General features: G+C 48.4%; 14 protein-coding genes. 1 reads left to right on the forward strand and 13 read right to left on the reverse strand.

The window, feature by feature from the left end; all coding sequences use genetic code 11:
* A partial coding sequence (locus tag E1757_RS27880; RefSeq protein WP_133234432.1) for a transposase occupies positions 1-326 on the forward strand: 326 nt, incomplete at its 5' end.
* A 1,380-nt stretch (positions 327-1,706) separates the two neighbouring features.
* Here the strand turns inward: E1757_RS27880 and E1757_RS27885 are convergent.
* The 13 genes from E1757_RS27885 to E1757_RS27940 form a co-directional block, all read right to left on the reverse strand.
* Positions 1,707-2,540 carry an aldo/keto reductase gene (locus tag E1757_RS27885; RefSeq protein ID WP_342774606.1) on the reverse strand — a complete coding sequence of 278 codons (834 nt, stop codon included), beginning with the start codon at positions 2,538-2,540 and terminating at the stop codon, positions 1,707-1,709.
* A gap of 238 nt (positions 2,541-2,778) precedes the next feature.
* Complete coding sequence (locus E1757_RS27890; protein WP_133234434.1) at positions 2,779-3,711, reverse strand: aldo/keto reductase; 933 nt, start codon at positions 3,709-3,711, stop codon at positions 2,779-2,781.
* A gap of 143 nt (positions 3,712-3,854) precedes the next feature.
* Positions 3,855-3,986 carry a hypothetical protein gene (locus E1757_RS36970; RefSeq protein ID WP_281282544.1) on the reverse strand — a complete coding sequence of 44 codons (132 nt, stop codon included), beginning with the start codon at positions 3,984-3,986 and terminating at the stop codon, positions 3,855-3,857.
* 228 nt (positions 3,987-4,214) lie between these two features.
* A complete protein-coding gene (locus tag E1757_RS27895) occupies positions 4,215-4,682 on the reverse strand; it encodes a YdeI/OmpD-associated family protein (protein ID WP_133234436.1) in 468 nt (155 codons plus the stop codon).
* 313 nt (positions 4,683-4,995) lie between these two features.
* The gene (locus tag E1757_RS27900; RefSeq protein WP_133234438.1) at positions 4,996-5,457 is read right to left on the reverse strand and encodes a GNAT family N-acetyltransferase; all 462 of its coding nucleotides are present in this window, start codon (positions 5,455-5,457) and stop codon (positions 4,996-4,998) included.
* Positions 5,458-5,803: 346 nt separating this feature from the next.
* Entirely contained in the window at positions 5,804-6,406 is a 603-nt protein-coding gene (locus tag E1757_RS27905) for an HAD family hydrolase (RefSeq protein WP_133234440.1), read from the reverse strand.
* Positions 6,407-6,807: 401 nt separating this feature from the next.
* Positions 6,808-7,731 (reverse strand): hypothetical protein, encoded by a 924-nt coding sequence (locus E1757_RS27910; RefSeq protein ID WP_133234442.1) that lies wholly within the window; start codon positions 7,729-7,731, stop codon positions 6,808-6,810.
* A 38-nt stretch (positions 7,732-7,769) separates the two neighbouring features.
* Complete coding sequence (locus tag E1757_RS27915; protein ID WP_133234444.1) at positions 7,770-8,558, reverse strand: SDR family NAD(P)-dependent oxidoreductase; 789 nt, start codon at positions 8,556-8,558, stop codon at positions 7,770-7,772.
* A 14-nt stretch (positions 8,559-8,572) separates the two neighbouring features.
* Positions 8,573-9,526, reverse strand: coding sequence for a sugar phosphate isomerase/epimerase family protein (locus tag E1757_RS27920; protein WP_133234446.1), 954 nt, complete (start codon positions 9,524-9,526; stop codon positions 8,573-8,575).
* Between the two features lie 9 nt (positions 9,527-9,535).
* Positions 9,536-10,396: a sugar phosphate isomerase/epimerase family protein gene (locus E1757_RS27925; RefSeq protein WP_133234448.1), complete on the reverse strand. Its 861-nt coding sequence runs from the start codon at positions 10,394-10,396 to the stop codon at positions 9,536-9,538.
* A complete protein-coding gene (locus E1757_RS27930; protein ID WP_133234450.1) occupies positions 10,386-11,912 on the reverse strand; it encodes an extracellular solute-binding protein in 1,527 nt (508 codons plus the stop codon). The genes E1757_RS27925 and E1757_RS27930 overlap by 11 nt, the downstream gene beginning before the upstream one ends.
* 40 nt (positions 11,913-11,952) lie before the next feature.
* Positions 11,953-12,834 carry a carbohydrate ABC transporter permease gene (locus tag E1757_RS27935; protein WP_133234452.1) on the reverse strand — a complete coding sequence of 294 codons (882 nt, stop codon included), beginning with the start codon at positions 12,832-12,834 and terminating at the stop codon, positions 11,953-11,955.
* 26 nt (positions 12,835-12,860) lie between these two features.
* Positions 12,861-13,745 (reverse strand): ABC transporter permease, encoded by an 885-nt coding sequence (locus tag E1757_RS27940; RefSeq protein WP_220446547.1) that lies wholly within the window; start codon positions 13,743-13,745, stop codon positions 12,861-12,863.
* Between the last annotated feature and the right edge of the window lie 93 nt (positions 13,746-13,838).

Raw genomic sequence — 13,838 nt, forward strand, 5'->3', positions numbered from 1 at the left:
TCGATGACCAAGCCGCTGTGGCCAAGTATGCAGGCCTCACATGGCGTAGACACCAGTCTGGCCCCTTTGAGGCTGAGGATACAAAACGCATTAAATCCGGCAACCGATTCCTTCGCTATTACCTGGTTGAAGCTGCCAACTCGGTGAAAAACTGCGATGAAGAATTCGGCGAGTATTACCGGAAGAAGTATAAGGAAGTTCCCAAGCACCAACACAAACGCGCCCTCGTCTTAACGGCAAGAAAACTTGTGCGTCTGGTCGATGTGCTGCTACGCAACGACCAACTTTATACGCCACGGMGGAAGGTGAACAACGCGAAGGGATAACGCCTCCTTTGTCAAAGTCCTTCATGGATTCCCAGTWAAATTCTGGTAAAAAATCGGATTTTAGGCTGGGTCTGATTTGATGCGTCCATTTTTCCTGACTGATCTACTTTACGGCCAAGAAAATTTCCAATTCGATTGAATCAGGGACTTGACATCATACCGCTGGACTTATAAATTATCCAGCTCTATATCATTATAATATTTCCGCGAGTTTCCTTGACGATGGGCCGGATAATTACGTAATACGTACGAAACGAAGCATGTTCGGCGTTCTCTCCTCTATTATAAAGCCATTTCTCAACAGACAAATTCTGGCGTTAGAAACCCTTAATCCTACTTTAATTAACGGCGTGCAAGGTTCTGCGCTACCTATGATTCGGAAATTGGTTATCTCTGCTGCTACATTATTGAAGAATAGAGTAACAATATCGCTTCTTATTCCCATGGATATCTCACCTCAGTTTCATTTTTATAATTTCATACTATTACACGACTGAGGGTGTTGACAGAGTCAAACCACGGGGGCGTGTCGTCCATTTTTATGACGGAAGCCAATGGGATATAAAACAGTAAACACTTATAAGCTCCGAGCGTACCAAGCGCCGGAGTTTTATTGTCCCGATTTGTTCCTCTAAACTCAAAAATGCTATGTAAATTGGTGAGCCGCTTGCCACTGGGCGATAAGGGGTGGGTCGGGGGTGTGCCGGGGTCGGGTCTGCCAACGAAAAAAGACTCGACAGCGATGAGCTGCCGAGCCTGTGATACTATATCGCTTTCCGTCTCCTGACTTCACGGATCAGCGTCTACTTGCTGATTCCAGTGATCGCCCAGTATATCCCATTTGAATGATGACCTTAAATATTTATTTTAATTCAAACAGTTCTAAAATCGAGAATAATGATAATTTTTATTTAAAACGTCATTATAGCATTCTGCCCGTCCCTCGGTTTTAATGGTTTATCTAACGTATACTCACTCATTCGCAGGATTTCATCACCTTGAAAATAACGACCGCTTAGAAAACAAAGTCCTATGGGTAAAACCCTTTCATTTAAAGCGTGCGGGAATAGAGGAGCTATCGAATCCATTCCCCTAAAATTTACATTTCTGCATGCATATTCCACAAATACCTGGAAGTTGACCATCCCATGGCTCTACGGGTCTAAGCCCTAACATTCCATCGTCATACTTATCCAAGATGTGGAGACCGATTGCGTTTAGCGACGGGTCAAAGCCCTATTCGGGCAGGAACTCGGTTCTCCGTGCTTTCTTTGTAAAATCCTGCGAATGGAGGAACTGACCGCGGCGCGACAGTAAAAAGCAAACCCACTGATCTCACAGGGAAACCAGTGGGTTCGGTTTGCGTGAAGCTCTTCGGACTCAGCCTGCCGGGAAGGCTTCATCGAGCTGCTTTTCGTGCTCCTTGGACAGCCTCCAGCCGACGGCTCCGAGGTTATCGTCCAGATGCCCGGTGCGGCTAACCCCCATGATTGCAGAGGAAACGACCGGACGATGAATAATCCAGTTCAAGCTGACCTGAGCCGGTGTCTTGCCCAGCTTCTCGGCGATGCCCCCCAGCACCTTGACTCCGTTCTGGAACTGCCTTGCCCGCTCGGCCACCACTGGCTCCTCGTATTTCCCGGTGAGGATCCCGCCGCCCATCGGGCTGTAGAGCACCATCCCGATGCCCTGATCCACGCACATCGGCTGCAGCTCTCTCTCGATGGCTCGGTTCGTCAAGCTGTAGTTCGGCTGGACCGAGACGAAGCTGGTCAGTTTATTGACATCGCTCACCCACAGCGCCTTCATAAGAACCCAGGCCGGGAAATTGGAGCAACCGATATATTTCACTTTCCCTTGGCGTATCAGATCGTCATACGCACGAAGCGATTCCTCCATCGGCGTATTCAAGTCCACCCCATGGGCTTGATACAAGTCGATGCAATCGATGTTCAGCCGCTTTAAGCTGCTCTCGACCTCGCGCATGATGTGATACCGGGATTGGCCGCTTTCATTAGGCCCCGGGCCCAATTGGCCATGCACCTTCGTTGCGATGACGAGCTTATCGTGATGCCCCCGGATCGCTCGGCCGAGAATCTCCTCGGACTCCCCGCCGGTATAACGGTTAGCCGTGTCAAAAAAATTAATTCCCTTATCGATAGCTTGATGAATGATGTTAACCGCCGCGGATTGCTGCTCCCAAAATTCCAGCAGCCTAAGCCAATCCGCGAAATATTCAGCCCGGTCTTACCCAATCTACCATATTCCATGACCCGTCACTCCTCACTTCCGTTCTACCCTTAAGTATAAGTGAGGTTGCCCGGAATGGAAATGACTGAACATTTTGAAACCTACTCACTTCCAGTATACTTGCCACGCGGTGCGCCGCCCCGTCCCGCTCGCTAAGAGTGACAGCAACGGCTAGTACACTGATGGAGTAAGGACACCCCATTCAGCTTGCGGCGATCGCGCGAATTTCCGCTAACGTCGCTTCTTCCAGCTTCACTTCCGTTGCCGGCAGCACACCGAGAATATGGCTCGGCTTGCGGACACCTACGATGGCGCTCGTGATCGCCGGATGCGCGAGGACGTACGCGACGGCAAGTTGCGGAAGGGTAAGGCCGAGCCCATTCGCGATCACCTTCAGCTTCTCCGCACGATCCACGTTGCTGCGCAGGTCCACCGTGTGAGCTTTGTTCCGTGACCGCCAATCCGTTTCGGGGAACTTAGTCTCATAGGTATAATTGCCGGACAGAAGCCCCGAGGTTAGCGCGCTGTAGGAAACTACCCCGATCCCCTTCTCTTGACAGTAGGGCAAAATTTCTTTCTCGATGGCCGGTCTAAGAATCGAATAGGGAGGCTGCAGGGAATCGACGTGGCGGACCGCAAGGGATTCCTCCAGCAGCGGAATGCTGTAATTGCTCACACCTACATAGCGGACCTTCCCGTCCTGGACCAGCTTGTCCATGGCGCGCATCGTTTCTTCCGCAGAGGCCTTCGTATCCGTATCCGGCCAGTGCATCTGATAAAGATCAATATAGTCGGTACCTAGGCGACGCAAGGAATCTTCCGCTTCCCGAATGATGGAGGCGTAGGAGCCGTTCTTGGAAACCTTCAGGTTCTCATCCCACACCATGCCACACTTGGTCGCGAGAACTACCCTGCTGCGGTCGCCCTTTAAGGCTTGGCCTATCACTTCTTCGGAATGCCCTTTTCCATATACCGGTGCCGTATCAAAAAAGGTAACCCCGGCATCTAACGCGGCACGAATGCTTTCTGCAGTAAGCTGATCGTCCTGGCCTCCCCAATCTCCCCCGGCTGCCCAGGAGCCGAACCCGATGGCCGATATTTCCGGGCCATTCTTTCCTAATTTACGATATTGCATATGACTGCACTCTCCAATCCATTATGGGATAACTTCATTATACGCTTATTGGGATTGGAAATAAAAACCCCCTAAAGTAAGCGGTCCTGGCTTGTCACCCGGATCCTTCTGCTTCAGGGGGCTCGTGTCTTGCCGCTCCGCCGTTACGGAGTCGTTATCGTGATGTTATCGAAGTAGGCGGTACCGACCGTGTCCGGATTCGACCAGAACACGATCCGATCCAGCGAACTCAGCGGATTGTGGAAAGCGGCGTTCGTCACCTTCGGCGTCGCCATATCGTCTCCCTTAAAGGAAGTTGTTCGGAATAAGCTTTTCGGCACAAACTCGGTCAATATGATGTTATGTAACCATCGTCGGGAATGGGATAAAGTTCTTGTCATTGAAATTTGACAAGAACTTTATCCCATAAATCATAAAAGCCGCCATTTATGCGGCAATTAATGAGATAATGTTCTTGTCACCCGACACGATGGATCGGTTCCATCGCCGCGCTATCGTTCCCGTTAGTTCAAAATCGATAGAGGCTGATTAGCTTTGACATTACGCTCAAGTTCAATTGCGAAATCCTCAGGCATAGAAGCGATACTTTGCGATTCGTAGGCCTTATCCCATTGTCCATTCTTTTTGGCAACTTCAATCGCTTTGAACCCAGAGGGCTTCATTCTTCCATTTGTAATGAGAAGCTCTGCTTTGTCTTTATTCACTTTCGACCAGATGCTCCTAGCCCTACGCGGAGTAAATCGTTGAACCCACATTTTTTSATCAAACTTTTCCTTCTGGCTGTCAACCCATCCGTAACACAATGCACTTTCAAGTGCTTCATCGTAGGATACGGTAACCACACCGGAATTTTTTTTCGCGATTTGCAACCGGATTCCCGGTGAAGTGTCATGATTGTTCTCAAGCCAATTCTCGAGAGATTGCTGTTCGCCAAAAAACATAACCGGTAATTCATTGGACTTATTGATCACTTGAATCGCCTCCTACTTGTAGTGCACTTCAATATAGTTGACAGATACAGTCAGTGATAGTCTAGCCTTGTTTGAGCTATTGCTAATAGCTCAATTCCAGAAACAAGCCACCGCGGTGCGAGTAAATCTGTTGAACAATACTGCCCTTTAGGTGAACGAGGCCACCGATTGATCTGCCGGTGGCCTTGTCAAGCTGCCGATAATTCCGGCAGCCTATCGTTGTTGTTGTGCTCAAGTTCCCGTTAGCGTAACAAGTAATCAAACTGGCTATTCATTCAAATGCAGTCATGCTTGTTCCTCCGTCAAAAAGAACTTACAGCTTTTTGTATACTAATTTCCTGTAATTTACAAACCCATGCTTGTTATAAAAACTTTCCGCATGTTCATTTTTAGCCCAGTAACTCAGTTCAACCAGGTCTATTCCCTTACTCCTTGCAATGTCATATATATGACTCATTAGATACGACCCATATCCTCGCCTTTTCTGTCCTTCTACGATACTGAAGTCATGCACAAATACTGACTTTCTCTTTTTCGTTTGGGCATCTTCGGGATACTCGTTGATTTCGACGCATGCGTAACCAAGCGGTTCTCCCATATCCTCCAAAACTAAATAGATCAAATTCTCATTCGTCACCAACTGCTTAAATGATTCTCGAATAGTTTCGAAGTTATATTCCACAAAATACTCTGGGTATAACGTTACATGTATTTCGTGTATGTGTTTATTCAAGCATGTAAGCAATTCATAATCCGTGGTTCGAGTAATTCTCATAATCATCCCTCCATTTTTGATGATGTTGCAATTGAATTCTTCTGCCCGTTAGCTTAACGTCGATGCCGGTTGTTACTTAAATCCCTTCTTCAATTCACTGTGATCCGTCGGGAATGAGATAATGTTCTTGTCAATTTCGGGAATGGGATCAAGTTCTTGTCATTTGGATTTGACAAGAACTTGATCCCATAAAAACAAAAGCCGCGATTCACGCGGCAATTAATGGGACATGTTCTTGTCAACCGACATCTGTTCATCATTACACAAATAGTCCATTAGGAAATCAGAAAAGCAGTCAACATCTTTTTCATAGGATAAAAAGCGGTGATCCGTATCATTTAAAATGTTACAGGTGTTCCATTAGTTCATTTTCTTCTGGCGAAACACCAAAATAATTTAATGCTTTTTGGTAAATTTGCGGGGAAGGTTTTTCATAACCAATTTCTTCTGAGATGAAAATTGTTCCATTTGGAAAAAAAGGCTTAATTCCTATCGCATTAATTTTGTCATACTGAATGTCAGCAGTTCCATTCGTCACAATCCCTAGTTGGTAAACCTTTGTTAATTGACCAAGTACATTCAAAAGTTCAGGATTAGCTTTCATAAAGCTTTTACTTATCGAAGCATATATTCGTTCAAAGCTAGTTGCTGTTGATTCGTCAGCCACTTTATTAAACTCCGCTAATGTTTGTATAAATCTGAAAGTACGATATTCATAAATAGTTATTTTCTGTTGATGATATAAATCCACATAAATTTTTTCTTTTTGGCGATATACCTCAAAGAGTTGGTCAGTATTAATATCCATTGTAATTGGATACTGTCGGAACGTTTCCTTGGTACTATCTTCCCAATAATCATCGAAGTGAAGAATTGTGTCGTCTAAATCAAAAAGTATAAGTTTGTAACAGGTAGACAAGTTTACACACCTCAACTTAGATAAAATCATTCTTTTACCGTCCTGTTATCAGCGGCGAAAGAACTTATTATCAATATTATACCATATAATGGTATTGCATTTGTATCGGTTTCAATTGTTACTTATGGTCTGTCTGCGGAACAGCTATGGGCATATTCACAAAGGACACCTTTCAAATTTGTGTAACCCCCCCCCCCCACTCGTTCAGACCGATTTACTCCGTTCCAAGTGGATTGATTAAAGAGAGTTAGTCGGAATAAGCTTTTCAGCTCAAATCTTCGTCATTATGATGTTATGTACCACAGTCGGGAATGGGATAAAGTTCTTGTCATTGAAATTTGACAAGAACTTTATCCCATAAATCAAAAAAGCCGCGATTTACGCGGCAATTAATGAGATAATGTTCTTGTCACCCGACAGGAGGAATTGGCTTAAGCACCGTAAGTATCACGGATAAACTTCAGCCACCAGCGGATGCCAGGATTGTCCTGCGAACCGTAGCCGCCCGGTTGGTGGTTAGGCCCTTGCGGCGGGACATCCTGCAGCCAGGTGGAGGCTAGCATGTAGCCGTATCCGCGTTCTAAATGCCACCGAGTCAACTCAATCTGATTCTCCTTCATGTCATCCGAATAGACACCGGTATTGATGTAATTGGTTCCATCCACGAGTCGGTAATAGTTATTCGGGTCGGTGTTTTTGCTGTAATAATGCCAGTAGTTTCCTGGTGCTTTCAACGGAGTCCCTTCACTTTCGATATAAGGCTTGTTCTCCGCTTTGTCGCTGAAGTGCAGAGCAACGTCCGCTTCTACCGGCGGCTGTCCGATATAATTAGTGGCCAGCAGGATATCAGAATCTGCTGATTTACCGGCTATCACCATTTGCCGGTTATCGAATCCGGCATTCCGACGAGCCATTCCTTCGTTGTCCACATCCACGATGACATTTCGGTATTGGTTTTCGCTCAACCACCTGACCGTATTGTGCACGGCCGAATTAGCCTCTTCCTGAGTCCAAGACGACCATTTCGCATCGGAATGTTCCCAATACAGGCAACCGACAATGACCGCCATCCCCCGATCGTCCGCCGCTTCAATAATCCGCGCCAAGCGGGTGGAATAGACCGGATTGAGCTCGGTGTTTTCCAAATACCCCTTGATGTTTCCAAACCGGCTTCCCATCAGGAAGACGCTGATTGTGTTCACGCCGAAGCCTGTGTATTCATCCAGATGACCGATCAAATCATCCGTTGTCTCTTCGGTCAGCAGTGAATTGGAGCAGCGCAACCCGATAGGCAGGAACGGCTTCCCGTTCATCAGGAATTGTGTATTTTGAGTCGATAGTACGTATTTACCCATTGTTTTAACCCCTCCATTGATAATAACCTAGTACCTTCCTACTTTACATGTGAGCGGGCCACGATCGCCGGATGTCCTGCGAGAAATCCCCCGTCGACCGGCAAGCAGGCTCCGGTAACGAACGAGGCTTCCGGTGAGGCGAGAAAACAGATGCCCTCAGCCACCTCCTCGGCCCGCCCGAAACGGTTCATTGCCGTTTGGCTGAGCACACCGTTCACATAGGGGGCTTGCTGCCGGGCATCTTCTGTCATTTCGGTAATGATATATCCCGGACTCAATGCATTTACCCGAATGCCATAGTCTGCCCATTCGACGGCGAGTAGCTTTGTATATTGGAGCAACGCCCCTTTGGAAGCTGTATAGGCACTTTGGTTGGGACTCACTACGTGAGACATCATCGACGTGACGTTAACGATGGACCCGCCACTCCCTTGCTGGATCATCACTTTGCCGACCTCCTGGCACATCCGGTACGCTCCAGTCAGGTTGACCTCGAGAACCTTCTCCCATACGTCCTCCGGATAATCAATAGCCGGTAGCCGCACATTCACGCCGGAACAATACACAAGCACGTCGATTTTGCCGAAATGCTCAACCGCTTGACGAATAAAGGCCTGAATGCTGTCGCGCCGAGTGACGTCAAGATGACGTCCTATGGCATCGGCTCCAGCTTCTCTTAGCAACGCTTCAGTCTCCACGTATTCTGCTTCCGTTCGGCTTCCTACCGCAACACGAGCCCCATATTCGGCGAATTTGCCGGCGGCCGATCGGCCGATCCCCCGGCCCCCGCCCGCAATAAGCACGGTTCTTCCAGCCAATCCTTTCATATAGCCCCTCCGATTTACAAGATGGAAAACAAATAAGAGAAGCTTCGGTTCGGATTGCGTTCCTTGAGCAGCGTTTCCATTACTTCCGGAGAAATTCGCTCAGCCAAGGTAAAGCATTTGTCGGTAATGGCGAACGCCGTCTCGAAGCTTTCCACCGTACTCGTTTCCTTAGGAATGATGTCGTACGAATACCAATCGTCATAGCCGATTTTCTTAAGGTAATAAATAAATTCAAGCGTATCCCATAAATTGTAGGCACCCGGAAGCATATCCCAATCCCACACCTTATCGTTGTCGTTCAAATGAACATAGAACAGACGCTGACTTCGCGCCAGCATGACGGCCGCTTGCGCTGGTCGCTCCCCTGCCTGGATCGAGTGACCAAAATCGAGGGTGACACCCACATTAGGCAGACCGACCTGCTGGCAAAAGGCGAGCGTTTCCCCGGCATTTCCCAAAAAACAACGTGCACGCGGGTCATTGTTCTTATACTCGATACAAAGGCGAACCCGGGGATTATATAAAGCTGCTTCCCTGATTATCTGCTCGAAATAATCATACGCCCTGCCATATTCCATCTCGAAGATGTAGTCATGGCCCTCGTTCAGCGGGCACGTCGTTACCCGGTTGCAGCCGAGCTTCTCCGCAACGTCCATAGCTTCCTTCAAGCTCTCAAGCACCTCTTGTCGTTCCTCGGCTGATTCCGAAGTAAAGGAGCCTCTCATCCAACGTCCGCTACGGCGGGAGCGGAAATTGATCGCCGACACCTGCAGTCCGTACTGATCCAGCCACTGCACAGTACGCTCGAAATCATCGAAGTCATCTGGATAGCAGAGCTCAAGACCGGCTATTCCTTTAATGTGCGAGGCAAGCTCTATTTTTTGTTCTAGCGACCTATCATTCTGATAAGTCATGAACCGGTTTTTGACGCCGCCCAAAAATCCCGAAATTACCGCATATTTACCCATCGACTTCCTTTAAGCCTCCATTTCTCTTATCATCTGTCGCAAGCTGTTCATGCTGCGATAGTTCATATCCGCTTCCCAAGCCAGGATATCGGTCAAGTCGTCCGTTCGTCGTGTCGTCAGCTCCACGATGATCGATAGAGGTCTCCTCGTTCCAAGGACGTTCCGAAGAATGCCTTTCACATCCAGAAGCCCTTCCCCCAAAGCAGTTCCGGTCACGAAATATCCCGCCTCCACTTTGCGGATTTGGTAGTCCTTTAGGTGAATGGAAACAAGATGGGGGATAAACTTTGCGAGCGTGACTTCCGGCTTCTCCAGAAATCCAAGGCCATTGGTCGTATCCAGAATCAACCCTACCCGGCTGTCCCCCACCTCCTCGACGATGGAGAGCAAATCATCGGAAGCCAAATCGAAGTGATTTTCCAAACCGACAATTACATCCAGGTCCCGTAATTCGCCCAAGGCGTTCGTCAAGATTTTCACGGCTGATTCCTTCATTCGCTGCGGCTGTTTCTCCGGGAAAGCTGATTCGGCGCCCAACACCAAACGAATCAGCCGGGAGCCGAACACTTCGGCGATCTCCAGATGACGACGCAGAGTCTCGCCACCCAAATCCCGCATGCCGAGTTCCACGAACAACCCCAGTTCACGCGCTTGTTCGGCGGCCGCTAGCAATGAATCCCGGGGATGCCCAGAATAGCGCAGGTTCTCGCAGAGCTGAACGCCTTCGTACCCGAGCTCGGCGGCTGCTGCCAAAAAATCATTTAGCTTCATCGGCTGAGGCGGTTGGAACCCCGAAAATCCGACGGCATATCGGAATGCGTAGCTGCCAAGGCCTACCCGTATCGTTTGACCGTGCCATTTATTTGGCATTTACTTTTTTGTACTGCTCGTTGTATTCTGCAATGACTTTGTCGCCGCCTTTTTGCAGCCATTGCTCGATCACATTGTTCCAACCACTATCGTCAAGGGCGCCAAGCACGAATTTGACCCGGTTATCTTCGACCCATTTATTTAATTCGTTGCCTCTTTCCGTCCATGTATTCGATACCAGGCTAAATGCAGGGTTGTTTACGGCTACAGGGTCGTCGATTTTATAGGACTCATCCACTTTCGTCCGCATCGCGCCGAGCGTCCCTTTGGAGACCAGGGATACGTCATGCGAACGAAGCTGTCGCAGTGGATTGATCTCCTTTTGGAATCTGTCGTTGCCGTCCGAAGTCCGGACGAACATCCCGTCCTTGATGGTGTAGTGCTGGCCCTCGATGCCCCATACCATCAAGTCCTGAATCTCCTTGTCGGCCATCCGGTCCCAGAAAGCGAGCACCTTCTTCAAGTCGGCTTCGGTCTTTACGCTCGATTTGGGAAACATATACGCGCTGGTGAATCCGGGAGTGGCCAAAGCCCGAATTCCTTTAGGGCCGGATATCTGGGTAACGAGGTCGATTTTGGAACCGGGCACGTTCTTGTTCAAGTTCGGTTCGCGGTCGTACGCGTACTGCTTGCCACCGATCATCATGCCAGCTCTACCTTTTTCAAACAACTCATTCGCCTGATTGTTCTTGAGGGTAGGGAAATCGGCATTGATCAATTTCTCATCGAATAACTTTTTATAAAATTTCAAAGTGTTCAAATATTCAGGTGTCATCAAGTCGGGAACGAGCTTTCCGTCCTTCACATCCCAGCCTGGTACGCCGCCATGATAGACGAGCATCGAATTAAAGCTGCCGAGCGAACCATATTCAGCAAGTCCGATCGTATCGTTCTTCCCGTTTTTGTCCGGATCATTCAAAGCGAATGCCTTAATGACCTGGTAGAGATCATCAATCGACTTCGGCTCTTTCAACCCGAGCGCATCCAACCAGTCTCTTCGGAAGGTTACCCCTTCACGCGTCAAATATTGATGCTGGGGAATGCCGTATATTTTCCCGTCCACCGACAAATTCGTTTTCACCAGAGGGTTCATATTGTTTAAATTTTTGTAATCCTTCAGGTATGGACCTACTTCCCAGAATAGGCCTGAGCGGACCGCATTGATAATACTGGGGTCCTTACCCTGGTTCTGGACGGCGATCATCATGGGCAACTGCCCTGAAGCGATCGTTACGTTCAGCTTGTCGTTATACGTATTGGAAGGCACCCAGTTCACTTCGAGATCCGTTTGCGTATGCTGACGAATGATTTTCATCGCATCCGAATTGGCAGCAGGCGGCTCGGGATCGAAAAAAATATTCATCATCGTGATCTTGGGAGGGGCTTGTACGGCCTGCTCCGCCGGCTTTCCGCTTCCCGCGCTTGTTCCCTGCGGCGGCGTTCCACTACATCCCGCTGTAATGGTCATGATGCTCGACAAACTGACCATTACAGTCCACTTCATGGTTTTTCTCATGATTTTCAAGACCTCCTCTAAAAATGTCGATTTCGTATTGTTATCCCTTGACGGAACCGAGCAGGGCCCCTTTTGCAAAATGTTTTTGCAGGAACGGGTACACAGCCAGAATAGGTAGCGTGGCTACCACGATGACTGCCATATTGATCACTCGGGGAGGGGGGATGACAAATTCGCTATCCAGTTGCGCTGAATCGCCGATGCCTCCCTGCGATAAGATAACGATTTGCCGAAGCCAAACCTGAATGGGCCATTTCTCCGGACTATTGATATACAGAATGGCGTTGAAATACGTATTCCAGTGTCCTACCCCATAAAAAAGTCCGAACGTTGCGAGCGCCGGTAGCGACAACGGTAACACGATCCGAAACAGGATGCCGTACTCGGAGCAACCGTCAATCTTGGCGGCTTCCTCCAAGCCTTCCGGCAGTTGCTGAAAGAAATTTTTAAGCAGAATCAGATTGAAGCCGCTGATGGCTCCGGGGATAATCAATGCCCAGATGCTGTCGAGCAGACCGGCCGCTTTCACCACCAGGAACGTAGGGATAATGCCTCCGCTGAACAAAATCGTAAAAACCACCATCATCATCACGACACGACGCCCAACCAGATCGCTGCGGGCTAACGGGTAGGCCATGATGGAGGTGAACGCTAAATTGACGATCGTGCCTACCACCGTGATGAATACGGATACCCCGAGACTGTGAATTAATACGTTCGAGGAAAAGATGTATTCGTAAGCGTTTAACGAAAACTTTGTCGGGAACAGCAGAAATTGATGCTTCACGAACTCTTCCGCAGCTGTAAACGAACCAGCAACAATATAAACAAACGGAATAATCGATATCAGAGAACAAATCAAAAGAAATGCATAATTGAATCCGTCGAATATTCGGCTGCCCCAGGTTTTGTGCTTAACCATCGGGAAGTCTCCTTTCTGTTTTCAGCCTAAAAAATGCCTTCTTCTCCCGCTTTACGCGTAATATAATTGGCGCCGACGACCAGAACCAGGCTTACCGCCGACTTGAACAATCCTACGGCCGTGCTGTAGCTGAACTGACCTTGCTGAACCCCGTTCGTATAAACGAATGTATCGAACACTTCGCCGATTTCGCGGTTCATCGCATTCAGCATCAAATAAATCTGTTCAAATCCGAGATCGAGAAAATGTCCAAGACGCAATAGCAGCAGGATGATGATCGTACTCTTGATTGCTGGCACAGTAATGTGCCACAGCTGGTGCCATCGATTGGCACCGTCGATCTTGGACGCCTCGTACAAGGATGGGTCGACCCCTGCCAATGCGGCGAGAAACAGAATCGTCCCCCAGCCGGTCTCCTTCCAAATGACCTCGCTGATAATCAGCGTACGGAACCATTCTTCGCTCAGCAGGAAAGGGATTTTATTGAATCCGAACCAAGCGATAAGTTCATTGACGAGGCCGCCTTCGGTCGTAAAAAAGACGTACACAATACCGACAACCACCACCCAGGAAACAAAATGGGGGATATAGATCATCGTCTGGATCATCTTCTTGTACAGCTCGTGACGCAACTCATTCAGCAGCAGCGCGATCACAATCGGCATCGGAAAAAAGAAGACCAGATTATATACTGCCAGAACGAGTGTATTTCGAAATAGCATCCAAAACAGGGGGTCGCTGAAAAATCGGTTAAAATGTTTGAAGCCCGCCCAAGGGCTCCCTGTTAATCCCAAGTGCGGCTGAAAATCTTGAAATGCAATGAGAACTCCCCACATCGGCAAATATTTAAAGACCAAAAAGTAGACGACACCGGGGAGCAGCATAACATATAATCGATAATTTTTAACCATCCACCGAAGATTCACCAGCAATCCCGTCTTGCCGATTCCGGTGAGGCGTGTCGTTTGCGTCTGATGCACGCTTTCCCTCCTTTTTCGTTGATT

Source organism: Paenibacillus piri, assembly GCF_004354045.1.
Classification (GTDB): Bacteria; Bacillota; Bacilli; order Paenibacillales; family NBRC-103111; genus Paenibacillus_S; species Paenibacillus_S piri.